Annotated in this window: 17 protein-coding genes; 6 read left to right on the top strand and 11 right to left on the bottom strand. The window is 62.5% G+C overall.

Annotated features, from left to right (window positions below):
- The first annotated feature begins 289 nt into the window (after positions 1–289).
- Positions 290–634: a DUF952 domain-containing protein gene (locus WNZ15_RS18470; RefSeq protein WP_342894691.1), complete on the top strand. Its 345-nt coding sequence runs from the start codon at positions 290–292 to the stop codon at positions 632–634.
- Positions 631–1,725 (top strand): quinone-dependent dihydroorotate dehydrogenase, encoded by a 1,095-nt coding sequence (locus WNZ15_RS18475; RefSeq protein ID WP_342894488.1) that lies wholly within the window; start codon positions 631–633, stop codon positions 1,723–1,725. Before WNZ15_RS18470 ends, WNZ15_RS18475 begins: the two co-directional genes overlap by 4 nt.
- 4 nt (positions 1,726–1,729) lie before the next feature.
- On the opposite strand, the gene WNZ15_RS18480 is transcribed toward WNZ15_RS18475, so the two are convergent.
- The gene (locus tag WNZ15_RS18480) at positions 1,730–3,076 is read right to left on the bottom strand and encodes an MATE family efflux transporter (RefSeq protein ID WP_342894489.1); all 1,347 of its coding nucleotides are present in this window, start codon (positions 3,074–3,076) and stop codon (positions 1,730–1,732) included.
- A 239-nt stretch (positions 3,077–3,315) separates the two neighbouring features.
- On the opposite strand from WNZ15_RS18480, the gene WNZ15_RS18485 reads away from it, so the two are divergent.
- Positions 3,316–4,272, top strand: a complete 957-nt coding sequence (locus WNZ15_RS18485; protein ID WP_342894490.1) for a histone deacetylase — start codon at positions 3,316–3,318, stop codon at positions 4,270–4,272.
- Positions 4,273–4,321: 49 nt separating this feature from the next.
- Here the strand turns inward: WNZ15_RS18485 and WNZ15_RS18490 are convergent, their stop codons facing one another.
- The 8 genes from WNZ15_RS18490 to WNZ15_RS18525 all read right to left on the bottom strand — a co-directional run bounded on the left by WNZ15_RS18490 (position 4,322) and on the right by WNZ15_RS18525 (position 13,861).
- Positions 4,322–5,359, bottom strand: a complete 1,038-nt coding sequence (locus WNZ15_RS18490) for a hypothetical protein (RefSeq protein WP_342894491.1) — start codon at positions 5,357–5,359, stop codon at positions 4,322–4,324.
- A 110-nt stretch (positions 5,360–5,469) separates the two neighbouring features.
- Positions 5,470–5,745 (bottom strand): DUF6460 domain-containing protein, encoded by a 276-nt coding sequence (locus WNZ15_RS18495; RefSeq protein WP_342894492.1) that lies wholly within the window; start codon positions 5,743–5,745, stop codon positions 5,470–5,472.
- Between the two features lie 115 nt (positions 5,746–5,860).
- Complete coding sequence (locus WNZ15_RS18500) at positions 5,861–6,847, bottom strand: helix-turn-helix domain-containing protein (protein ID WP_342894493.1); 987 nt, start codon at positions 6,845–6,847, stop codon at positions 5,861–5,863.
- Between the two features lie 244 nt (positions 6,848–7,091).
- Positions 7,092–9,302 (bottom strand): 3-hydroxyacyl-CoA dehydrogenase NAD-binding domain-containing protein, encoded by a 2,211-nt coding sequence (locus WNZ15_RS18505; protein ID WP_342894494.1) that lies wholly within the window; start codon positions 9,300–9,302, stop codon positions 7,092–7,094.
- 67 nt (positions 9,303–9,369) lie between these two features.
- A complete protein-coding gene (locus WNZ15_RS18510) occupies positions 9,370–10,578 on the bottom strand; it encodes an acetyl-CoA C-acetyltransferase (RefSeq protein WP_342894495.1) in 1,209 nt (402 codons plus the stop codon).
- A 27-nt stretch (positions 10,579–10,605) separates the two neighbouring features.
- Positions 10,606–11,244 (bottom strand): glutathione S-transferase, encoded by a 639-nt coding sequence (locus WNZ15_RS18515; protein ID WP_342894496.1) that lies wholly within the window; start codon positions 11,242–11,244, stop codon positions 10,606–10,608.
- A gap of 106 nt (positions 11,245–11,350) precedes the next feature.
- The gene (locus WNZ15_RS18520; protein ID WP_342894497.1) at positions 11,351–13,147 is read right to left on the bottom strand and encodes an acyl-CoA dehydrogenase C-terminal domain-containing protein; all 1,797 of its coding nucleotides are present in this window, start codon (positions 13,145–13,147) and stop codon (positions 11,351–11,353) included.
- Positions 13,148–13,399: 252 nt separating this feature from the next.
- Positions 13,400–13,861, bottom strand: a complete 462-nt coding sequence (locus WNZ15_RS18525; protein WP_342894498.1) for a MerR family DNA-binding transcriptional regulator — start codon at positions 13,859–13,861, stop codon at positions 13,400–13,402.
- Between the two features lie 421 nt (positions 13,862–14,282).
- On the opposite strand from WNZ15_RS18525, the gene WNZ15_RS18530 reads away from it, so the two are divergent.
- The 3 genes from WNZ15_RS18530 (at position 14,283) to WNZ15_RS18540 (ending at position 20,389) form a co-directional block, all read left to right on the top strand.
- The gene (locus tag WNZ15_RS18530) at positions 14,283–18,374 is read left to right on the top strand and encodes a peptidoglycan-binding protein (RefSeq protein ID WP_342894499.1); all 4,092 of its coding nucleotides are present in this window, start codon (positions 14,283–14,285) and stop codon (positions 18,372–18,374) included.
- A gap of 309 nt (positions 18,375–18,683) precedes the next feature.
- Positions 18,684–19,613, top strand: coding sequence for a sulfite exporter TauE/SafE family protein (locus WNZ15_RS18535; protein WP_342894500.1), 930 nt, complete (start codon positions 18,684–18,686; stop codon positions 19,611–19,613).
- Entirely contained in the window at positions 19,610–20,389 is a 780-nt protein-coding gene (locus WNZ15_RS18540) for a TIGR02186 family protein (RefSeq protein WP_342894501.1), read from the top strand. The genes WNZ15_RS18535 and WNZ15_RS18540 overlap by 4 nt, the downstream gene beginning before the upstream one ends.
- Positions 20,390–20,495: 106 nt before the next feature.
- Here WNZ15_RS18540 and pdeM read toward each other — a convergent pair whose 3' ends face one another.
- Complete coding sequence (pdeM, locus tag WNZ15_RS18545; protein WP_342894502.1) at positions 20,496–21,233, bottom strand: ligase-associated DNA damage response endonuclease PdeM; 738 nt, start codon at positions 21,231–21,233, stop codon at positions 20,496–20,498.
- Entirely contained in the window at positions 21,230–23,734 is a 2,505-nt protein-coding gene (locus WNZ15_RS18550) for a ligase-associated DNA damage response DEXH box helicase (RefSeq protein ID WP_342894503.1), read from the bottom strand. Before WNZ15_RS18550 ends, pdeM begins: the two co-directional genes overlap by 4 nt.
- Positions 23,735–23,785 lie beyond the last annotated feature (51 nt).

Here is a 23,785-nt window from a genome sequence, read left to right on the forward strand (position 1 = left end):
ATGTCCGGATAATAAGCGCTCCGGAGGCAAATGCCGAGTGTCCGGCGCATGCCGAATTGCGCTTGTCCCCGACTGCGCGCCCGATCCCGTTGCGGGCGGCCTGCCGGGTTCTCCCGGCCGGGAGGATTTCCGGGGCGAAAGTGCTGTCAAAGCCGTGCCTGGGACAGCCGCAGGCTTGTTCCTGCGATCCCTGATGAGTAGTGTCCGCACCGGCCGGCCGGCGCGCGGCGTCGCGGCCAGGATCAGTATCAGGATCAATATCAGGATCAGCAGGGACCGGGACGAGCAGATGACATTGATATTCAAGATTGTACCGCGGTCACTTTGGCAGACGGCTGTCGATCACGGGGTTTTCCCGGGTGCCCCGGTCGATCTTGCGGATGGGTTCATACACTTTTCCACGGCCGAACAGGCACGCGAAACCGCGTCGAAACACTTTGCCGGACAATCCGACCTGCTGCTGGCGGCATTCGACGCGGAAAGTCTCGGGGAGGCGCTGAAGTGGGAGCCCTCCCGTGGCGGTGCCCTGTTTCCGCACCTTTACGGTAAACTTGCCCCCGCAGCGGCGCTCTGGGTCCGGGAGCTGCCACTTGCGCCCGACGGCACGCACACTTTCCCGGAGATCGATCGATGACACTGGCCTGGCTCGAAACCACCGCTTTGAAGGGACTGCACTGTCTGGACGCGGAAACGGCGCATCGGATGACCATCCTGGCGTTGAAATCCGGGGTGCTGCCTGCCCGACGCCCTCTTGCAGATCCTCGTCTCAACGTCAGGCTCTGGGATCTGGACTTTCCCAATCCGCTCGGCATGGCCGCCGGTTTCGACAAGGACGGCGAAGTGCCTGACGCGTTGCTGAATCTGGGGTTCGGCTTTACCGAAATCGGTTCCGTCACGCCGATGCCGCAACCCGGAAATCCGCGGCCGCGCGTCTTTCGGCTGAGCGCGCATCAGGGCGTCATCAACCGGTTCGGTTTCAACAGTGAGGGCCATGCGGCCCTGCGCGCGCGCCTGGACCGGCGCAAGGGTTTCGACGGCATAGTCGGGATCAATGTGGGTGCCAACAAGGACGCCGACGACCGGAATGCGGATTATGTCGCCGGCATTCACGCCTTCGCGGACACCGCATCCTATTTCACGGTGAACATTTCCTCGCCCAACACGCCGGGCTTGCGCGATCTGCAGGCGCGTTCCGCCCTGGCCGAACTCCTGACCGGGGTGATCTCGGCACGGGACACGTGCACACGCCACCACGGGCGCCACGTGCCTGTTCTGCTCAAGATCGCTCCGGATGTGACTGATGCGGATCTCGAGGACATCGTCGAGGAGGTCCTCCTGAAGAATGTCGACGGGCTGATCGTCTCGAACACGACCGTCAGCCGTGAGGCACTGGGGACAAGCGGAGAGACATTCGAGGCCGGTGGCCTGTCAGGCCGGCCCCTGTTCCGGAAATCGACTATCGTCCTTGCCAAAGCCCGCAAACTTGCGGGCCCGGACCTGCCGATCATCGGCGTCGGGGGTATCGACAGTGCGGACACGGCCTGGACCAAGTTCACGGCGGGAGCGGATCTGGTGCAGCTTTACTCCGCTCTGGTGTTCAAGGGGCCGGCGCTCGTCAGCGAGATCCTGACCGGCCTGGGCGCGAAGCTGGATGCGCACGGCCTGACATCCCTGCGCGAGGCTCGCGACAGCACTGTCGAGGCCTGGGCATCGGAAACGGCATAGCCGGTCAAGCGAAGGTCTCGGCGGTCCGCCGCGGACAGGCGGCCAGCAGAGTGAGACCGCGTATTCCGAAAAACAGCAGGAAGGCAAGCCAGAGGCCGTGGTTGCCCAGGACCGGAAAAAGGCTGTAGTAGGCCGCCAGGTATATGGCGAGTGACAGCAGCATCATGTTGCGCATGGTCGATGACCATGTGGCCCCGATGAAGATGCCGTCCATCTGGAAGGCAAGCACACCGCAAAGAGGTGCGAGCGCCGCCCAGACAAGATATGTTTCCGCTTCGTGGCGAACTTCGGGCGCGGTCGTCATGAATGCGATCACGGCCGGACCGAACATCCAGAAGGCAACAGCGAGGATGCCGGCCAATGAAAAGCTCCACAGCGCAGTCAATTTCAAGGTCCGGTCGAAGGCCGGACGATAGCGTGCACCCACGGCCCGCCCTGCGAGTTGTTCCGCTGCGGTCGCAAGGCCGTCCAGAAAGAAGGCGGACACCATGACGAACTTCTCCAGCAGCGCGTTCGATGCCAGCATGATGTCGCTCTGGTCCGCGGATCGGGCAATGAAAAAGGCAAAGGCGTAGAGAAGGATAAAGGACCGGATCATGATATCGCGGTTGAGGACCATCAACCGCAGCAGCAGTTTTCGCTCGAGGATGACAGCCAGACCTGGCCAGGAGCCTCCCCTGGCGCAGTACAGCACGAGCATCCCGCCCAGAAGCGCGGCCGCGATCTCGCTGATCACCGTGGCCAGGGCGGCACCTTCCACGCTCCAGTCCAGAACAATCACGAACGCGATGCTGAGAACGATGTTGAGCCCGTTCAAAAAGAGCTGCAAGGCAAGACCGGTGCCCGCTCTTCCAAGACCGATGAACCAGCCCAGGATCGCATAGTTGGCCAGCAGAAACGGCGCGCTGTAAACGCGCACGTCAAAATACCGCGTCGTGGCCGACTGAACCTCCGGACCGCCGCCCAGAAACCAGAGACCGGCTTGCAGAAGGGGTACCTGGCAGGCGATCACAAGCAACCCGCCGCCAAGGGCGATGACCAATGCGTGCAACAACGCTGCCCTGATCGCCACCTCGTCGCGGCCACCAACTGCCTGGGCGGTCAGCCCTGTGGTGCCGGAGCGCAGAAAATTGAACGAGGTGAAGACGAGATCGAAGATAATCCCGCCAAGGGCGATCCCGCCGAGCAGCGCCGCATCGCCGAGCCGGCCGATAACCGCCATGTCGACGACACCCAGCAGGGGCGTCGACAGATAGGCAAGGGTCATGGGAACGGCAATGGCCAGGACGGACCGGTGTGTGACGGCGAAGGCCAGGTTGTCAGGGGCGGTGATGGCAGGGCGCTGGGACATGACGGGGCCGTGTGGACGATTTGGTGCGGGGATCGGGCGATGAAGGCCGCGTCCTTGGGATGAGACTGGAGGCTTCCAACCGGGCCGGCTTTTGGTGAGTGACCGATCTTCTTGTCCAGCTTGGTGCTCACGTCAATCTTTTTTGCCGCATACCCCTTATACACCGGCGCCTGCGCCGGGTGGAAAGGCGATTGCTGAAAAGGATGGTGCAGGCTCGCAGGTCTCCTATATTCCTTCCCATGAGCCTGGCCATCGTCCATCATCCGGCCTATTGCGCCGATCTGCCCGCCAACCACCGGTTTCCGATGGACAAGTTCCGGGCGGTCGCGGACCTGATCCGCGCGGAGGGCCTGCTGAACGGCGGCAGCTTTTACCGGCCGCGGCCCGCCCCCTTCGAATGGGTCGCCCTTGCGCATGATTCTGCTTATGTGGACCAGGTGTTCAACGGAACCATCCCTGAAAAGATTGTCCGGGAAATCGGGTTTCCGATGCGCGAGGATATTGCGCTACGTGCCCGCTGCGCGACCGGCGGCACGGTTCTGACCTGCTATCTGGCGCTCGAACACGGGATTGCCTGCAACACGGCCGGCGGCAGCCACCATGCCCGGAGGGCGCATGGTGCGGGCTTCTGCGTGTTCAACGACGTCGCGGTCGCGCTCCGGGTGATGCAGGCGGACGGGGCCATCGGCAAGGCGCTGATCGTCGATCTCGATGTGCATCAGGGCGACGGCACCGCCGATATTTTCCAGGGAGATCCGGACATCTTCACGTTTTCGATGCACTCGCAGAAGAATTATCCGGTCCGCAAGATCCCGTCGCATCTTGATATGGGCCTGCCTGACGCGACCGGAGACGTGGTCTATCTGCAAAAGCTCGCGGAGATCCTCCCGGCGCTGCTGAAACAACGGCCCTGGGACCTTGTCGTCTATAACGCAGGAGTTGATCCCTATGAGCGTGACCGGCTGGGTCGTCTCGCGCTGACGCGCGAAGGGCTGCGCTTGCGCGACCGCTTCGTGATCGAGACGGTTTTGGCAGCGGATGTGCCGTTGGCAGGTGTGCTGGGTGGTGGCTATTCAACGGATATCGATGAACTCGCAGATCGACACCTGACGCTGCATCGAAGTGCCAGCGCCGTCTCTGCGGAGAAGTCAAAGGGACAGGGTAGGATTCCTTTTCCGCACCCGGTGCCGGGCTGAGTGAGCCATTGGCGGGGTGAGGTCTTTCGGCAAAGGCGTGACCCGGCCTTTAGACAATCACCTCCGAAAGGACGGTCGTTATGCCGCCGGTGGAGACGTCGATCCCGATCCCGGGGCCGGAGTAAGCCGCCGGCGATGCCGGCTCGGACATCGGGGTGCCGGTTTCAAGGGCGCGTTCCAGTTCAGGGTCGTTCAGTGCCCTGTCACCTGCTGTCATGTTGCCACGGACATCCTTGAGTGCCTTGTGCGCGTCCTCATCATCGTCTTCGGCAAGTCTCTCCAGCTGGTCAGCCAACATCTTTATGTCCCGCGCTATTTTTCTCAACTCTTCGCGCTGGGCTTTCAAAGTCTCAACCTGCCCGGACTGATGGGCCTTGTCCGCTTCTTCCTGGCGATCCGCATAGGTTTGAATCGCGGCTGTCAGGTCCGCCTGCCAGCCGGCGTTTTCATCCTGGGCGTCTTGTTCGCCAGGTATGGTCTCACTGGAAGTTTGGGCGGCCCCGCCCTCTTCCTCTGACGGTGTGTTTGCCGGCAGGGGTCCGGTTGTTGTGACGGGAGCCCCGGTCGAAGCGGTCGCTGCGGTCGTTTCTGCAACTGCCGCCGCTGGATTGACGACTGCGCCGGCGCTCGCTGTGGCAGTGTCTACATGTCCGGTGGCGCTTGCCGCTATTGTCGAGACGGAGCTTCCCGCAGCCAGCGCACTGCCGGCCTTCGCAAGGCCCTGGGCAGCGGATTTGAACTCCTTGGAGATCTGTTTGAGTTCCTTGAGCAGCCGCTCCGCCTGTTCGGGAGATGCGAAGCGAAGCATCTCCTTGAGCTGTTCAATACGTTGCTTGATCTGGGAGATCTTCTGGCTGCGCATCGAATCCTGGTTGTTCTCGACCGACCTGGCCAGGCTGCTGGTGAGTTCGACGGATTCCTTGTAGCTGTCGAAAAGTGATTGCGCGGCGTCTTCTGTGTCAGAGCCTATGGTCGTGATGAGAGTCACGGCTGTTGACAGCTTATTGGAAAGACTGAAGTTTTCCTGTCCGGAGCGAAAAGGGAATTTTTGGAAATTTGCCGAGTTCAGGAGAGAGGAAACGGACATTGCCAGCCCAATGCAGGTGGGAAAGGGTGCGTTCAGTATCTCTTAAGAATGGTTAACGGGATCTTAATTTCGCGATCTGGTTGCAGCTGCGGTCCGTCGGCAATCCAGGTCTACCGCTGACGCCCCATCGCCAGAAGACGCATGATCAGCCAGATCGGCAGCACCACGATCGCACCGATGACGAGATAATTGCCAAGCCGGCCGAGGGCATGAAAGCCCATGTTCCACAGGCGTTCGACAAAATCGACCGCCATGTGCACCAGATCGAGCGGATCCAGGTTGAGCGCCGCCAGGATGATCCCCACGACAAACGACAGGAACACGAGCCGCAGCACCACCTGGGCGGGAGAGCCTCCCAAAAATCGGCTCAGGCCGGTGTCGGACATGCGTTGCTCCTGAAAATGTGTATTGCGTCACGCTGACAATTAGGAGCGATCGGCTGCAATTGCAATGCGCAGCGGAGCCGCCGGCTTGCCGGCACACGGTCTTCGGACACGATTGTCACTTCGTGACTTGTGCCTCGGTCTCTTTGGATGCTGCGGGTTCACCGGTTCCGCAGTCGGCGTAGGAGGACCGGTCGCGCACTTTTTTCGGCGAAACGCCAAACCATGTCTTCACGGCGCGCGAGAACGTGCTCAATTCGGAGAACCCCAGCAAATAGGCGATTTCCTTCATCGGTATATCCGTTCCACGCAGGTATCTTTCTGCAACGGAGCGGCGAATTTCCTCGCTGAGTTTCCTGAAACTCGTGCCTTCCTTCTCCAGCAGACGCTGCACCGCGCGCTGCGACATGCCGAGCTTCGAGGCGATCTGCGGCAGTGTGCAGGCGCCGTTGGCAAGGTTCGAAGTCACTTCGTTGGCAATTCTGGAGAGGGGCTGCTCGTTCTGTCCGAACCGGTCGAGTTCCTCGTTCGCCGCTTTCAGGATGATCTCGTAAAGGTGGGCATCATTTCGGTACAGGGGCCGGGACAGCAGCCCGATCGGAATCCCGATGCGGTTGTGCGGCATCCCGAACTTGAGGCGGCTCTGATACTTTCTCTGGAAGTTCGAGGTGCACGTGGGCGGCGCGGTCGCCAGTTCGATCGTGATCGGCGGCACCTTCATGGCCAGGGCATGCTCAAGCTGCTGCGACGCCCAGCCGATCCGAGCGAACATGTTCTGGCGCCATTGGCCACGGCCCTCCAGGACCGGCCATTCGACATAGCCGCCGCTCGCGTCTTCTTCGAAGATGATCTGGTAGGCGTTGGTGCGGATGGAGGAGAACCTGACCCAGGCCTGGCAGGCCTCTCTCAGGGAAGGGGCGCAGGCGAACAGGTAATCGAATATGGAAAAACAGCCGATATCGACGGTGTTGAACAGGTCGAACATGGCTGCGTCGTCACCGAGTGCCTCGGCCACATGCTCGAAGACGGCGTGCCAGGCGGTGACGGGAACAGTTCCCTGTGGGTCGTCGAGGCTGTCGAGATCGAAATTGTACATGCGCGCCATGGCCAGCCAGTCCAAATCAGCGTTTGGACAAATGTCGCGCAACACACGGAATACATCCGATCGCGCCCACTCGCCTTCAAGCGGCATTCCTGTCTCCAGCCAGACCGTGCACAATTATTTTTTGAAACTTTGCAAGACAAGTCAGCCGGGATCAAGTTTTGTCGTAAATTGCTAACAAGAAACCCGGAAAGATAGGTAATTGTACGAGTGTTGCCTCCATCAGGAGGCAACACTGTCGGCAAACTCAGGCGGCGTCCCTTGCAGCGTCATCCGCCTTTGGCGGGAATTTGCCGTAGAAAGACGCGTTTTCCTTCGCCATGTCCCGGAGCAGCTTGTTGGGCTTGAAGCGCGGGCCCCATTTGCGGGTGAACTTCCGGCACAGCTCCATGAAGGCCGGCGTGCCCATCATGTCGATATAGCTGAGCGTGCCACCGGTATAGGGGGCAAAGCCGAAACCGAGGATCGACCCGACATCGGCTTCCCGGACGTCGGTCAGGCATTTTTCCTCGAAGATGCGGACGGTTTCCAGCGCCTGCATCACCAGAAGCCGCTGCTTCAGTTCCTCGATGTTGAAGCTTTCGGCCGGCTTTGGCTGTCCGGTCACATCCGGAATGCCAGGCCAAAGGCTCTTGTCCTTGCCTTTGTAGTCGTAGAACCCCTTGCCATTCTTGCGGCCGAAGCGTTCCTGCTTGACAACCATTTCCTCAAGGATGTTGTCGAGCGGTCCTTCCACGTATTTGACACCGAGATCCTTGCGGGTCGCCGAGACGATCTTCCACGCCAGGTCCAGGGCGACTTCGTCGCCAAGCGAGAGCGGTCCGACCGGCATGCCGGCCATTCTGCCCGCGTTTTCGATCATCGCCGCCGGCACGCCGTCGGCCAGCATCATCAGGCCCTCGCGGATATAGGTCATCACGACGCGGGACGTGTAGAAGCCGCGGCTGTCGTTGACGACGATCGGGGTCTTCCTGATCGCCTTGATGTAATCGAGCGCCATGGCGAGCGCCCTGTCGGACGTGCGCTTGCCGAGGATCACCTCCACCAGCATCATCTTGTCGACCGGCGAGAAGAAGTGAATGCCGATGAAGTTCTTCGGGCGTTTGGAGGCCTGGGCGAGCGACGTGATCGGCAGTGTCGAGGTGTTGGAGGCGAAGATCGCGCGCGATTTCATCACGGCCTCGGCTTTTTCCGTCACCGTCTTCTTGATCTCGCGATCCTCGAACACGGCCTCGATCACCAGATCGCAATCGGCAAGCGCGTCATAGTCGGCGGTCGCGTTGATTTTCGAGAGCAGCTTTTCCTTCTGCTCTTCACTGGCGCGGCCACGCTTGACGGCCTTGGTGATCAGCTCTTCGGAATGGGCCTTGCCCTTGTCGGCCGCCTCCTGGTCCCGGTCGATCAGAACGACGTCGATGCCGGCCTGCGCCGTGACGTAGGCGATGCCTGCGCCCATGAAACCGGCACCCAGAATGCCGATTTTCCTGATCTTGTTCGGGCGCTGGTCGACGGGGCGCCGTGCCAGCTTGTTCAGCTCCTGCATGGAGACGAACAGCGAGCGGATCATGTTGGCCGCTTCCGGGGTCTGCAGCACCTTGGCGAAATAGCGGCTTTCGACCTGAAGGGCGAGATCCATCGGCAGTTGCAGGCCCTCGACGACCGAATGCAGCAGGTAACGGGCACCGGGATAATTGTCGTGGGTCTCGCGGCGGTAGATCGCATTGGCAGCGGGCCAGAATTGGAACCCGGCAGGGGAATAGACCTTGCCGCCCGGCAATTTGTAACCCTTCTTGTCCCAGTCCTTGACCGGGTCGAGACCGGCTTTCAGCATCTTCTTGGCGCTTGCCACAAGCTTGCGGGTGCCTGCAATTTCGTCCACCAGCTTCATCTGCTTGGCTTGCGGTGCCCGCAGGGTCCGGCCCTGAAGCAGGAATTGCATGCCCTGCTGGCCATCGGTCATGCGCATGATCCGCTGGGTGCCGCCGGCGCCCGGAAACAAACCCACCTTCACTTCCGGCAGACCCATCTTGAGGCCTTCGTCGACCACACGGCCGTGGCACGCAAGTGCCAGCTCGGTGCCGCCGCCCATGCAGGTGCCGGCAACGGCGGCAACGAAGGGTTTGCCGCAGGTTTCCAGCTTGCGGTAGATCTGCGACAGCTTGCGGGACCCGTCGAACAGCGCCTTTGCGGCGGCTTCTGCATCATCGCCCCGTTTGCCATGGAAGTCCTTCAGGAGGCCTTCCAGCATGGTCAGGTCGGCCCCTCCCGAAAAGGCGGACTTGCCGGAGGTGATCACGGCGCCCTTGATGGCATCGTCACCGGCGACCCGGTCGACCAGGGCGTCGAGTTCTTCCATCACGGACAGGTCGATGACGTTCATCGACTTTCCCGGCATGTCCCAGGTGATCAGGGCGAAACCGTCCTCGTCGGTCTCGATGGTGAAATTCTTGTAGCTCATCTGAAAAATCCTCCGTCGTGTCGGGGGCGGCCGCGGAGGCGCCTGCCCGACCGGTTGCGCAATGCCGTTACACGCGCTCGATGATGGTGGCCGTGCCCATGCCGGCCCCGATGCACAAGGTAACCAGGGCGGTGCTGAGATCGCGGCGTTCCAGTTCGTCCAGAACCGTTCCCAGGATCATCGCGCCGGTTGCCCCGAGCGGATGACCGAGAGCGATCGCGCCGCCGTTGACGTTGACCGTTTCCGGATCGAGGTCGAAGGCCTGCTGGTAGCGCAGCACCACCGAGGCAAAGGCCTCGTTGATCTCGATGAGGTCGATGTCCTTCATCTCCATCTTTGCGTTCTTCAGCAGCTTTTGCGTGACATCCACGGGACCGGTCAGCATCAGCGCCGGCTCGGAGCCGATGTTGGCGAAGGCCTTGATGCGCGCGCGCGCTTTCAGGCCGCTGGACCGACCTGCGGCACTGGAGCCGATCAGGACGGCGGCGGCCCCGTCGACTATTCCCGAGGAATTGCCGGCGTGGTGGACGTGCCGGATTGCCTCGACTTCCGGATGCGCCTGGATGCCGACGGCGTCGAAGCCGCCCATGTTGCCCATCATCTCGAAGGAGGGGTTGAGCGAGGCCAGCGACTGCATGTCGGTTTCCGGACGCATGTGCTCGTCGCGGTCCAGGATGGTGATGCCGTTGATGTCCTTCACTGGCACCACGGACCCGGCGAACCGGCCTTCTTTCCAGGATTTGCCCGCACGTTTCTGGCTCTCCACCGCATAGGCATCGCAATCGTCGCGGGAGAAGCCGTATTTTGTGGCGATCAGGTCGGCGGACACGCCCTGGGGCATGAAGTAGGAGGGGATCGCGACTTGCGGCTCGATCGGCCACGCACCGCCCGATGCCCCGAGGCCCACACGGCTCATGCTCTCCACGCCGCCGGCGACGACCAGCTTGTGCTGTCCGGCCATGACCTGCGCCGAAGCCATGTTGACCGCGTCGAGCCCGGAGGCGCAGAAGCGGTTGATCTGCATGCCCGGAACCGAGGTCGCGTAATCCGCTGCGAACACGGCCGCGCGGGCAATGTCGCCGCCGGCCTCGCCGACCGGATCGACACAGCCCAGAACGACATCGTCGATCCTGGCGGTGTCGAGGCCGTTGCGGTCGCGGATCGCTTCCAGCGTGGTGGCGGCAAGCCGGACGGCGGGCACTTCGTGCAGCGCCCCGTCCTTCTTGCCGCGTCCGCGCGGGGTGCGCACGTGATCGTAAATATAGGCTTCGGGCATCAGATCCTCCTCTAGATCAGATCAGCCTCATTTGGCGTCCGGCAACGGATGGCCGGGCATGAGGTCATAGGGGTGTTTCCATCCGGGCAGGGACTTGATCCGGTCCAGCCAGGCGGTCACGTTCGGGTAGGGGGCCATGTCGATGCCGAGTTCGCCGTCGTAGAAGAGATAGCTGCTGAGCGAGATATCGGCGATTGTCGGTTTTGGCCCGATGGCAAAATCAGTGGCGGCGAAATGCTTGTTCAGGATCGCAAGCGCGGCGTTCGAGCGGCCGTCCAGAAACTTGGTAACATCGTTCTCGCCGGTCTTGGCCAACGTTCTCATGAACCGCAGCGGACCGATCAGTCCGGAGACCTTCTGGTTGTCGAAGATGGTCCAACGAAGGATCTCGCGCCGCTCATCGTCATTGTCCCAGCCGAACTTGCCGAATTTCCCGAACAGGTAATCCATGATGACGGCGGACTGGGTCAGGATCCGGTCGCCTTCCACCAGAACCGGCACTTCGCCCATCTCGTTCAACGTGCTGCGGAACGCTTCCGAACGGGTTTCCCCGTTGAAGAAGTCGACCCATTTCGGCTCCCAGTCGGCACCGCACAGCTCCAGCATGAGCGCTGCCTTGTAGGAATGCCCCGACTGGGCCATGCAGTGAAGAACGTATTCAGCCATAATATGATATCTCCCTGGAAAATCGAATCCGGAGCAACACTACAGTGGCCGGGCCGGGGATGCGCGGGTTAGTTTTTCTCCGGAGCGGGGATCTGGCGGACGTGCATCAGAAAGCGTCCGCGCCGACCGACATCATGGTGTCCGAACCGCTGGAGATCCGGGCGAGGTGGGCCGAGGTTTCCGGCAGGGTGCGCTCCATGAAGAAGGTGCCGAAGGCCAGTTTGTTTTCGAACCAGTCGGCCTTTCCGCCTGCATCTTCCGCCAGCTTTGCCTTGATGGTCAGGGCCATTCTCGCCCACATGTAGCCGAGCGCCGTCAGGCCGAAGAGATGCATGTAGTCGGTGGACCCTGCGCCGGCGTTGTCCGGGTTTTTCATGGCGTTGTTCATGAACCACATGGTGGCTGCCTGAAGATCGTCCATGGCTTTCTTCAAGGGTCCGGTAAACGCTGCAAGCTCCTTGTCGTCCTTGTTTTCCTTCAGGAAGGTGTTGACCTCATTGAAGAAACTCATGACGGCGCGGCCGCCGTTGGCGGGCAGCTTCCGGCCGACCAGATCCAGTGCCTGAATGCCGTTGGCGCCCTCGTAGATCATGGCGATGCGGGCATCGCGCACGAACTGCTCCATGCCCCATTCGCCGATATAGCCGTGACCGCCGTACATCTGCTGGGCGTTGACCGCATTGGCAAAGCCGGTGTCGGTCAGGACACCCTTCAGGACCGGTGTCATCAGGCCCATCATGTCGTCGGAAAACTGCCGGGATTTTTCATCGTCCGAGCGATGCGACACGTCGCCGTGCAGCGCTGTCCAGATGACCAGCGCACGCGCGGCCTCGTTGAACGCGCGGATGGACATCAGCGTCCGGCGCACATCGGGATGCACGATGATCGGATCGGCCGGCTTGTCGGGGCTCTTGGGGCCCGTCAGCGACCGGCCTTGCAGGCGGTCCTTCGCATAGGTGACCGCGTTCTGATAGGCGACTTCAGACTGGGACAGACCCTGGACGGCGACGCCCAGGCGCGCCTCGTTCATCATGATGAACATGGCCTTGAGGCCCTTGTTCTCCTCGCCGACAAGCCAGCCGGTGGCATCGTCGAAGTTCATCACGCAGGTGGCGTTGCCGTGAATGCCCATCTTGTGCTCGATCGAGCCGCAGGAGACGCCGTTGGCATCACCGGCCGTTCCGTCACTGGCGACCTGATTGCGCGGAACCACGAACAGCGAAATGCCCTTCGTGCCCTCCGGAGCGCCCTCGATCCGGGCGAGCACCAGATGAATGATGTTCTCCGCAAGGTCATGTTCGCCGGCCGAGATGAAGATCTTGGTGCCGGTGATCCTGTATGAGCCGTCGGCTTGCGGGACCGCCTTGGTGCGGATGAGGCCGAGATCCGTGCCGCAATGGGGCTCTGTCAGGTTCATGGTGCCGGTCCACGTGCCCGCGATCATGTTCGGCAGGAAGGTCTTTTTCAGATCTTCCGACGCGTGGGTCGTGAGCGCGGCAACCGCGCCCGCGGTCAGGCCGGGATACATCGCAAAGGCCATGTTGGCCGAAGACGCGAATTCGTTGACGACAGTTGCCAGCGTATGCGGCAGGCCCTGGCCACCGTAATCGGGATGCGCAGCCAGTGTGCCCCAGCCGTTTTCGCAAAATGCCTGGTAGGCCTTCCGGAATCCATCTGGCGTCGTCACGGTGCCGTCCTCATTGCGGACACAGCCTTGCCTGTCACCGCTCTGGTTCAATGGCTGCAGGACCTCTTCGGCGAACTTGCCGCCCTCGCGCAGGATCGCCTCGACCAGATCGAGCGGGGCATCGGAGAAGCCCGGCAGGTCGGCATAGCGGTCGTAGCCGAAGACATCTTTCAACAGAAACAGCGTGTCGTCGACGGGCGCGGAATAGCTCGGCATGGAAATCCTCCCAGATCTGCCTGTTCATGGCGCCTTACGTTTCCGTAAACGTAAGCTTGGGCTCCTGTATACGCGTGATGAATTTGTCCGGCAAGTGGTTTCCCAAGGGAAGGGATGCCAAAAAAATACGTCCAAAACATGCTTTTGGGAATGATTCCGTGTCACCAGTCGCATGAATCCGTGACCTGGAGACGAAAAAACCGCCACCCGGGGGTGACGGTCAAAGCTGTGCGCAGCGGTCGTGAAACCGGATCAGGCCTCTTCGGCTTCTTTCTGCTTCAGCATTCCGGACACGATCTCGACGGTGCGGGACAGTTCCTCGATGGCCTGTTCGATGTCCTTGCGCTGGACTTCGAGGACGGCAATCTGTTCGTTGAACTTGGACAGCGCCACCCGCAGCTGGGTGACCTGACCGTCGCGCAGATCGTAGAGGTCGAGCATGTCGCGGATCTCGGAGAGGGAAAAGCCGACCCGCTTGCCCATCAGCACCAGTTTCAACCGGGCGCGGTCGCGGCGATTGTAGATGCGGTTGAGGCCATCGCGCTTGGGGTTCAACAGGCCCTTGTCCTCATAGAACCGCAGCGTGCGCAGAGTGCAGCCGAATTCCTTGGCAAGGTCGCCGATGCCGAACTGGGTCTTCTTGGTGCTGTCGTCGGACGCGGACACCACGTCCACGAGGTCGTCTTCGTTGAGAATTGAAAGCGCTTCGCTCATAGCAGTTGGTACTCGTTTTCCAGCCGTTATCCGGCTCATCATTGATATTGTCGGTGTGTCGAAACCCGCTCCCGGGAACATGCCTCCGGAGCGATCACAGCAATTGCGGTCTGGTGCAATGTGGCCCAGCCGGTTTCTTGCGCACTGTGTAGCTTACGTTTGCGTTAACGTCCAGTCACGCTGGGGCACCCCGGGAAAAAAACGTTAACAACGCCCCTGGGCGATTCGCGTCCAAGTTTGCTTGTGAACAGCGAATCCAGCTTCAAAACAACTGGTTTTGCATTTGGCAAGGCCGATTAACGGCCTGTTTACCCTAAGTCGACAAAGTCTTTCAAAACGCTGCGCCAGTCCTTTCGAGGGCAGAATTCGGGTGCAGACTTTCCATCAGCGGTCCGAAAGACCGTCAGTCCAGGGTCATGAGATGCCGGCTTGGAAGAAACACGAGGCAGGACGCCGCGGCCGCGATGCGTTTGAAAGCGACGGGTTTTACGACGCGCCACGCCGTGAACCTGCACACAATCGTATCGAACGGCTGACACGCACGGCGACGGCGCTCGGTGGCCACGACCGGTATCCGCAAGAGGGTGGCGACGACGATCTGGACGCAGTCGCGGACGAACTGGACCGGCTGCTGGCGGATCAGGACGGACCGGTCGCCCGGCAGTCGTCACCGCGGCGGCGCGACACGCGCCGGGAAGCGGGCGTCGATGAGGTCATGGGCGCGCTGGACCGGCTGGACGAGCAGGTACAGGGGCTGGCCGGATACGACGACCGCCGTCCGCCGCACAGGGCAGCGCCCCGTCACAGGTCGGGCCGCTATGCCGTCGATGACCTGCCTGAAGACGAGTATTATTCCGAGGACGAGGAAGACGACGGCTACGGCTATGGTTCCGGCTATGATTCTGGCAGCGAGTTTGTTTCCGCGCCGCCTCCCGGCCGTCGGGGCGGGCGCGATGCCCGCGCGAACCGGGAAACCCCTGCACACCTCTACAAGGATCTCGGCCGCCGCATCGATGCCCTGAGAGCACCGCAGGAACAGGCATTCGGCCAGGTGCGCGAGGAGATCGGTTCCCTGCGCGATGCCCTTGGCGGACTTTCGCGTGGAACCAGCGAGACCGTCAGCAGGCAGAACACGGAGCTGCGCCGTCTGTCGGACATGGTCGAACGGCTGCGCAAGGACAAGAAGAACGACCTGTTGGCCAGGGACATCCGCAAGGAAGTCGCCGAGCTCAAGGACATGGTCGGCCGCACCAACGTGGAAGGGGCGCTGCAGACGCTGGAACATGGCTATTCCCATATCCTTCAGCGCCTCGACGAACTGTCCCGTGCCTCGGTGGACCCCAGGGTCCTGCGCAGTGTCACCGCGCGCCTCGGCGAGATCGAGGAAGCCTTCGCCGTCCTGCCGCGCTCCGAGCACATGGTGGTTCTGGAAGACCGCGTGGTCAGCATTGCCGAACGTATGGAAGAACTTCTGCAGCGCAAGGGGCACGCCGACATCGAGCCGCTGCGTGCCGAATTGCGCGAAGTCCGCGGCTTTGTCGAGCAGATCGACATCAAGGGTCTCGTCGAGGGCATCGACGACCGCATGAAGTTCGTGTCCAGCCGCCTCGACGATCTGGAGGTGCTGGCCCGCGAGCAACGAGGCCTCGACACACGCCTGTCTGCGATGGAAGAGCGCATGCCGGAGCCGGAGACGATTTCCCGGCTGCAGGGCAGGCTTGAGGATATTGTCGGCATGATGGCCGACGACCGGGCCACCCCGGTCCCTCACGACCAGATCAGTCAGGTCGACAGCCGCCTCGACGAGATTGTCGACCGCCTGGAACGCATGGAGCGGACACCGCCACTGCCGTCGGGCGAGGCCGGTGCCTTCGAGGCGCTGGAAAAACGGCTTGAAACGATTTCGAACAAGATCGACGCGATCGAGAAGAAGTCGTCGCGGCCGGTCCCCGTTCTCGATGCGGCGGCGATGCGTGCGGGCGGCGGCCAGGACAGCGCGTTCCTCAGCCAGCTTCAGGAGCGCTTGAACGAACTGACCGCCCGTCTGGATCAGCCTCAGGACACGGTGACCACGTCGGATCTGGACAAGCTGCGCAAGGAAATCGGTTCCATGCGGGCCAGTGTGGCCGGGCCGGGCTCCACCGAAGCCCTGGAACAGCGCATCGCGGATCTGGCCCAGGTCGTGTCGAAGGGCGCCGAAGCCACCGATGACGGCCGGTTCGAGCAACTGGGCGCGAAGGTTTCCGCTCTGGCGGATCAGATCGAGAACACCTCAACGACCGTCTTCAGCGCCGATCAGCTGTCGCCTTTCTTCGAGCGGATTGAAAAAGGGCTGGAGCAGACGCGCGCCGATGTGACGGACATCGCCCGGAAGGCCGCGCAGGAAGCTGTCGCCAACGCCCCGGGCCCGAAAAACAGCCGGTATGACGAGACCATCAACCAGCTTCAGGGTGACCTGAAGCGTCTGCTGGATGCCGCGGAAGGCAGCGAGGAACGGACCCTCAATACCTTTGACGGCGTCAAGTCCGTTCTGGGCTCCCTGACCGAACGGCTGGACCATCTGGAGCGGGGCGACATGCCCGGCATGGCCGCGTCCGCGCCGATGGCTCCGGCGGCAAGTTTCTCCCCGCTCAAGGTCGAAGAGCCCGCGCCGCTGTTCGGCCGGGCGCAAAATGCCGACAAGGTCGATCGGGCAGCGGGCGAGGGAAACCTCGACGGCGCCGGGCTCTCCGAAGACAGGGCGCGCGACCGGAAGGCGGACTTCATCGCTGCGGCGCGCCGGGCAGCGCAGGCAGCCTCCGCGGAAGCTGCCCAGCTGGAAAAGCATCGCAAACCCGAAAGCGACCCCTCGGCTGCAGACGAAGAGCGCGGCAAGGAGCGTGTCGGCTGGCTGCGCAACGTCCTCAGGCGGGACAAATCCGCCGCGGTGGCGGACGACGGAGACGATGCGGCCACCGGTCCGGATCTGGAACCGGAAGACATCTCGGATCGGAATTTCGAAGCCCAGGACACCACGGTTCTGCCGGGTGACCGCCCGGCGCCCGAAGCTCCCCAGGCGTCCGGTGGCCGGCGCCGCGCCATCCTTTACACCGCTGCGGCCGTCGTCCTGCTGTTGGGAACCCTTCAGGTGGTCCGGCTGACGTCGACGGGTGGGGAAGAGGCAGACCAGCTTGCCTCGGTCTCTCAGGAGACACAGGACACCGGCGAGGTCTTGCCGGTGACGGACCCTGCTGAAACCACGGCTCCCGCCCAGGGCGCTCCTGCCGATCTGGCCGAGAACCGCCAGGCGGCCGCATTCGTATCTGGCGCATCTGGCGCAAATGACGCAAGTGACGCTGGCGGTGCAAGCGTTGCTGGCGCAGTTCAGGCTTCGGCATCGGCCCCGGCCATGGCCACGGATCCGGCGCGGCCTGCCACCGCCACCGGGGTGACCGCGACTGCGCCTGCCGCAACAACCGATCCTGCTCCCCGGACGGAGACTGTTCAAACGGCCGCCGCGTCCGCTCCGGCGACGCCGGAAACGGATCTGGCGTTTTCGCCGCCCTCACCGATCCCTGGAGGGTTTGGCGTTCCCCCGGTCGACAGCGCCGGCGGGTTCAAGGCCCCGGAGACCGGCGATGCCGCCTCCAGCCTGCTTGCCAGCCTGCCGCCGGAAGGTGTCGGCCCGATGGCGCTGCGCAGCGCCGCGGCCGGCGGCAATCCCGCGGCCGAGTTCCTGGTCGGTGTGAAATACACCGAGGGCAGCGGCGTGCCGGCGGATCTTTCCAAGGCGGCCGTCTGGTATCAGAAGGCGGCCGACAAGGGGCTCGCGCCGGCTCAGTACCGTCTGGCAAGCCTTTATGAGAAGGGCCGGGGTGTCGAAAAGGACCTGCCCAGGGCCAAGGCCTGGTATTCAAAGGCCGCCGAAGCGGGCAATGCAAAGGCCATGCACAATCTTGCGGTGATCTTCGCCGAGGGCGGCGGCGGGCAACCCGACTATGCTGCCGCGGCGAAGTGGTTCGAGGCGGCCGCGAATTTCGGCGTCAAGGACAGCCTGTTCAACCTCGGCATTCTCTATGCCGGCGGCATCGGCGTCGACAAGGATCTGGTCGCCAGCTACAAGTGGTTCGCGATTGCCGCCGACCAGGGCGATCCGGAAGCGGCCAAGCGGCGTGACGACGTGGCCAACATGATGGATCAGGCAACGCTGGCCAATGCCCGGCTTGCTGTCGAGCAGTTCGCGCTGAAGACACCCGATCCTGCCGCCAACAAGGTCACCATGGAACCGGGCTGGGCCGACAGCGCATCGTTGCCGGCGGAGAAGGTGGCGATCAAGGCGGTCGACAACACCGCGATGATACGCGATGCCCAGGACAAGCTGAATTATCTCGGATTCGAGACCGGCACACCGGACGGCCAGATGGGGCCGCGGACCAGCAGTGCCATCCGCGCGTTTCAGCGCAGCCTTGGCCTTCCCGAGACCGGCCTGGTCGACAGGCAACTGCTGGACGAACTCAAGAGCCAGGCGATCTGACACGTAATACCAACCTCAACAAATAAGAACGCATCTGATGGCCTGTTCCGGCCCGCCGGACGGCGTTGCATCGCTTGAACGGCCAACCAGGCCGTCCTGCGCAGCGCGCCTGGCCGGCAAATAGGAACAGTGCCATCAGATGGGTTCTTATTTGTTGAGATTGGTATAACGGCGGTGTGGCGACCGAAATGCGCCCATCCGAACCGGACGGGTCCGCAGACAGGTTGACACACCGGTCCGCACGGGTCTTTAACCATTTCAAGTTAGGCTTTTCGCAGTCTTGTCCGCAGTCAGTTCCGGCGTGATCCTGTGCAACTATACCTGCCCATTGCCGAGTTACCGGTCAATATCTTTGTGATATTTGGCATGGGCGGCGCCGTGGGGTTCCTGTCCGGGCTCTTCGGCATCGGCGGCGGTTTTCTTCTGACGCCTCTTCTGATTTTCTCCGGAATTCCCCCGGCGGTCTCCGTGGCGACCGTTACGACCCAGGTGGTCGCCTCGTCCGCTTCGGCGGTCGTCAGCTACTGGCGGCGAAAGGCGATCGACCTGAAACTGGCGACGATCCTGCTGGCGGGCGGCGTGTTTGGCTCGCTCATCGGCGTGGTGCTGTTCGACGTGCTGCAGGCGGCGGGCCAGCTCGATCTGGTGATCTCGCTGTCCTATGTCACCTTCCTGGGCGCGATCGGCGGGCTGATGCTGTTCGAGTCCATTCGTGCCATCCGCAGGCGCAAGTCCGGTGTGCCGCCGAAGGCCCGCAAGCCCGGCCAGCACAACTGGATCCACGGACTGCCGCTGAAGGTCCGGTTCCGCCGCTCGAAACTCTATGTCAGCGTCATTCCGGTCGTCGGTCTGGGGGCCATAATTGGTTTCCTGGGGACCATCCTGGGCATCGGCGGCGGCTTCATGATGGTGCCGGCGCTGATTTACCTGCTCAGGGTGCCGACCAGCATCGTCATCGGCACCTCCCTGTTCCAGATCCTGTTCACCATGGCAGCGGCCACGGTGTTCCATGCCATGGGAACGAAGACCGTCGATATCGTTCTGGCCATGACGCTTATGATCGGCGGTGTCATCGGCGCGCAATTCGGTGCCCGCATGGGCCAGAACCTGCGCGGTGACCAGTTGCGCCTGCTGCTGGCCATGCTGGTGCTGGGGGTCGGGCTGCGCTTTGCCATCGACCTGCTTCTCGTTCCCGATGACTTCTATTCCATCGCCGTGCGCAAGGGGGCCGGACTGTGATCCGCGCCGCTTTCCTCCTATGCGCCATGCTGGCCGTCACCGGAGCGTCCGCCCAGGGGCGGCAGACGCTTGACCTGGTGACCGCGCTGTCCTCCGACGTGATTTCGATCCAGTCGAATTTCACCGGCACGGAAATCGTCATCTTCGGTCAGGCAACCAACATTGAGCGTCAGCCGAACGATCCCAGCGGCTACGAACTGGCCATCGTCGTGGAAGGCCCGCCGCAGGACATCACGACCCGCCGCAAGGGGCGATTTCTCGGTGTCTGGGTGAACCGCGAGGCGGAACGCTTCCAGAATGTTCCCTCCTTCTACGCGGTCGCCAGTTCCGTCGATATCGGCCGGATGGCAAGCCGCACGGTTCTGGACGATCTCGGGATCGGCCTCAACCATATCAACCTGGCGGTCTCTGGCGTTTCCAACGTGGCGCTGGCCGACCGGGACGATTTCCGCAAGGCCTTTATCCGGTTGCGCAGGCAAACCGGGCTCTATTCGGAGCAGCAGACCTCGATCGAATTTCTGACCGACACCATGTTTCGGACCAAGATTCCACTACCGGCGAACATTCCCGTCGGTGACTACAAGGTGAAGAGTTTCCTGTTTCATCATGGCAAGGTGCTGTCGCAGACCGAACAGACCCTTGCTGTTGCCAAGACAGGTTTCGAGCAGATCACCTTCGAACTCGCCCAGAACTATCCGCTCGTCTATGGAATTCTCGCCGTCGGCCTCGCGATCTTCACAGGCTGGCTGGCAGGGGTGATCTTCCGCAAGGATTGACCTGACGTCATTTCCGCAACGGCATTCCAGTCTGTCCTCCTCCTCCTCCTAGAAGGGAGGCCGGACGAGAGGGGGGCAGGGAAAGGGCCTTCGGCTGCCGGAGCGCTCAGTCCCCGACGAGCCGGGACGCCGTGAACGGGAACAGCCGGTCGTTGCCGAGCATGAAGACGGAAAACTGCCGGCGGCGGAAGATCATGCTGTAGGCCTCGTGGGTGACATTGAGACCACCCGTCAGCGCGCCGAAAGCCGGTAGGACCAGGCGGCTGCCGTCGGTGACGAAGCAGGCCCTGCGAATGGAGCGTCCGAACCGGCGCACACGCGCCGCCGGATGCAGATGACCGCAGATTTCACCGGCGGAGTCCGAAGAGCCGACTTTCTCGACAGGTTCATGGCGAAAGGTCAGCGGACCGATCTTGATCTCGTCGACAGTGATGCCGCACAGGCGCACCGGCGCGACCGGGTCATGGTTGCCGGTGACCCAGATCCACTCGCGGCCGAGCTGCAGGGTCGTCAGCATTGCCCGGTAGGGGGCGGGCAGCCGGTCGGATCCGTCCGGATCGTGGAAGCTGTCGCCGAGGCAGATGACCGTGGCCGGATCGAAGGCGTCTATCACGCCGGCCAGTTTCTCGAGCGTGGCACCAGTGTCATAGGGGGGCAGCATGACGCCGCGGCGCGCGTAGCTGGAGCCCTTTTCCAGATGCAGATCGGCAACCACAAGGATGGACTGGTCCGGCCACCACAGCACGCCGCTGTCATGCAGGCCGATCAACTGGCCGTTGATCTGAATGTCGTGACACACCGGCGCAGCCGCGAATTTGCGCATGTGCGACATCAGGGCACTCATTCCATGGCCTCCAGTACCAGTTCCTCTGCCGCCTCTGCCAAAAGCGTATCGATTGCCTCTCCGTAGACCGGTTCTTTGCCAATTTCCAGAAGGATGGGCACGGCGAGGGGCGAGACGTGTAAAAGTTGAGTATGCGTGATTCGTCCCCGAATCCGTGCAAGAAGTTCCCCAAGCCGCGAGATATCCAGAAGTCCTTCGGCGGCGTCGTTCCAGGTGGCTTTCAAGAGAATGTGGTCCGGCTCATGGGCGCGCAGCACGTCGTAGATCAGGTCCGAGGACACGGTCACCTGCCGGCCCGTCTTCTCCAGCCCCGGATGGCGGCGCTCTATCAGTCCGGCAATCACCGCGCAATTGCGGAATGTCCGCTTCATCAGGCTGGAGTCCGCGAGCCAGGCATCCAGGTCGTCCCCCAGTATGTCTTGCTCGAACAACTGATCGAGCTGAATGCGGCCGGAGGAAAACAGCAGCGACAGGTCGCCGAGACCCCATATGGACAGTGCGTAGTCATTGGCCACGAAGCCGAGCGGGCGGGCCCCCATGCGTTCCAGACGCCGGGTCAGCAGCATGCCGAGGGTCTGATGCGCCAGCCGGCCCTCGAACGGATAACAGACCATGTAATGCTTGTTCGCCCGCGGAAAGGTCTCCACCAGAAGGCCGTCCTTCGCCGGCAGGACCGACTTGTCTCGCTGGAGTTCGAGCCAGTCCCGGACCTGTTCCGGTAGAGCCGCCCAGGAGGACGGTGTCGCCAGCATCGTTCTGACGCCTTCGGCGAGATAGGTCGACAGCGGAAACTTGCCACCCATGTAGGACGGGATCATCGGGTTGTCGGATTTCGAGCGCGAGACATAGGCTTCGCTCTCTCGAAGTCCCTCGAAGCGCACCACTTCACCGCCGAACAGAAACGTGTCGCCCGGGGCCAGTTGCTCGATGAAATACTCTTCGATCTCGCCGAGCAAACGTCCGCCGCGGCCCACGGGTGTCCTGCGTCCGTCCGCCTTGGAGCGGACCAGCCGCACCTTCAGCATCGGCGCTTCGACGATGGTGCCGACATTGAGCCGGTATTGCTGCGCGATCTTCGGATGGGAGATGCGCCAGAGCCCGTCCTTGCCCTTGCGCAGCCTGGCGTACTGGTCGTAGCTCTTCAGCGCATAGCCGCCGGTCGCAACGAAATCGAGCACCTTCTCGAACGTCTCCCAGTCGAGATGCCGATAGGTTTCCGAGGACCGGATCTCGTCGAAGGTGGCGAGCGCATCGAGCGGATCGGCGCAAGCGAGGCCGAGCAGATGCTGGGCCAGCACGTCGAGCGCGCCCTTGCGCAGCGGCGGCGTGTCCTGCTCACCGCGCCTGGAGGCCGCGAGCGCCGCCTGGCATTCCAGCACCTCGAACCTGTTGGAAGGGATCAGGACCGCCTTGGACGGTTCGTCCATGCGGTGGTTGGCACGGCCGATCCGCTGCGCCAGCCGGCTTGCGCCCTTCGGTGCGCCGATGTTGATCACCAGGTCGATGTCGCCCCAGTCGATGCCCATGTCGAGTGAGGACGTGGCCACGACCGCCCGCAAGGATCCCGAAGCCATCGCCGCTTCCACCCGGCGCCGCTGGCCGACATCGAGCGAGCCGTGATGGAGCGCAATCGGCAGCGTGTCCTCGTTGATCCGCCAGAGCTCCTGAAACACCATCTCCGCCTGGCTGCGCGTGTTGACGAACAGCAGCGAGACATTGTGCGCCTTGATCTGCCGGTACATGTCGCCGATGGCATAGCGCGAAGAGTGCCCGGACCAGGGCAGGCGGGCCTCACTGTCCAGGATCGAAATGTCCGGCTGCGCCCCGCCCGCGACCTCGACGACATGGGACAACGCGCGGGCTCCGGGATCGGGCTGGTTCACAAGATAGGCCCTGAGGTCGTCGGGTTCGGCAACGGTCGCCGACAGGCCGACGGTTCTGAGATCCGGCGCCAGTTTGCGCAGCCGCGCGAGCCCGAGCGCCAGCAGGTCTCCGCGCTTGGACGTCACCAGCGCATGCAGTTCGTCCAGAATGACGGTTCTCAGAGAGCTGAACAGCCGCGCCGAGGCCGGGTCCGACAGGAGCAGGGCGATCTGCTCGGGCGTCGTCAGGAGAATGTCCGGCGGATTCAGCTTCTGCCGCTGACGCTTGTGCGACGGCGTGTCTCCGGTGCGGGTTTCCAGCCTGACCGGTAGGTCCATTTCGCACACCGGGGCTTCCAGGTTGCGCGCGATATCGACGGCGAGAGCCTTCAGCGGGGAGATATAGAGCGTGTGAATGCCGTTGCCGGCCGCGCCTGGCTTGCGCTTGCCGCGTTTTTCCAGCTCGACAAGGCTCGGCAGGAACCCGGCCAGCGTCTTGCCCGCGCCTGTCGGCGCGATCAGGAGCGTGGAATGACCTTGAGAAAGATGATCGATCAGTTCAAGCTGATGGGCACGTGGATCCCATCCCCTCGCGGCGAACCAGGTCTGAAACTTTTCGGGAAGCAGTGCAGCGGCCATGGCACTGTTTTAGGATAACGGATACAAAAAGGCGAGGGATGCGCAAGGCGG

The organism is Roseibium sp. AS2 (assembly GCF_038900065.1).
Taxonomy (GTDB): Bacteria; Pseudomonadota; Alphaproteobacteria; order Rhizobiales; family Stappiaceae; genus Roseibium.

What these genes read in the sequence shown, in the direction of transcription:
- WNZ15_RS18485 (WP_342894490.1), top strand. Translation starts at nt 3,316, where the DNA reads ATGAGCCTGGCCATCGTCCATCATCCGGCCTATTGCGCCGATCTGCCC.
- WNZ15_RS18520 (WP_342894497.1), bottom strand. Translation starts at nt 13,147, where the DNA reads ATGCCGAGCTATTCCGCGCCCGTCGACGACACGCTGTTTCTGTTGAAA.
- WNZ15_RS18480 (WP_342894489.1), bottom strand. Translation starts at nt 3,076, where the DNA reads ATGTCCCAGCGCCCTGCCATCACCGCCCCTGACAACCTGGCCTTCGCC.
- WNZ15_RS18500 (WP_342894493.1), bottom strand. Translation starts at nt 6,847, where the DNA reads ATGGCGCGCATGTACAATTTCGATCTCGACAGCCTCGACGACCCACAG.
- WNZ15_RS18525 (WP_342894498.1), bottom strand. Translation starts at nt 13,861, where the DNA reads ATGAGCGAAGCGCTTTCAATTCTCAACGAAGACGACCTCGTGGACGTG.
- WNZ15_RS18495 (WP_342894492.1), bottom strand. Translation starts at nt 5,745, where the DNA reads ATGTCCGACACCGGCCTGAGCCGATTTTTGGGAGGCTCTCCCGCCCAG.
- WNZ15_RS18515 (WP_342894496.1), bottom strand. Translation starts at nt 11,244, where the DNA reads ATGGCTGAATACGTTCTTCACTGCATGGCCCAGTCGGGGCATTCCTAC.
- WNZ15_RS18550 (WP_342894503.1), bottom strand. Translation starts at nt 23,734, where the DNA reads ATGGCCGCTGCACTGCTTCCCGAAAAGTTTCAGACCTGGTTCGCCGCG.
- WNZ15_RS18475 (WP_342894488.1), top strand. Translation starts at nt 631, where the DNA reads ATGACACTGGCCTGGCTCGAAACCACCGCTTTGAAGGGACTGCACTGT.
- WNZ15_RS18490 (WP_342894491.1), bottom strand. Translation starts at nt 5,359, where the DNA reads ATGTCCGTTTCCTCTCTCCTGAACTCGGCAAATTTCCAAAAATTCCCT.
- WNZ15_RS18510 (WP_342894495.1), bottom strand. Translation starts at nt 10,578, where the DNA reads ATGCCCGAAGCCTATATTTACGATCACGTGCGCACCCCGCGCGGACGC.
- WNZ15_RS18470 (WP_342894691.1), top strand. Translation starts at nt 290, where the DNA reads ATGACATTGATATTCAAGATTGTACCGCGGTCACTTTGGCAGACGGCT.
- pdeM (WP_342894502.1), bottom strand. Translation starts at nt 21,233, where the DNA reads ATGAGTGCCCTGATGTCGCACATGCGCAAATTCGCGGCTGCGCCGGTG.
- WNZ15_RS18530 (WP_342894499.1), top strand. Translation starts at nt 14,283, where the DNA reads ATGCCGGCTTGGAAGAAACACGAGGCAGGACGCCGCGGCCGCGATGCG.
- WNZ15_RS18505 (WP_342894494.1), bottom strand. Translation starts at nt 9,302, where the DNA reads ATGAGCTACAAGAATTTCACCATCGAGACCGACGAGGACGGTTTCGCC.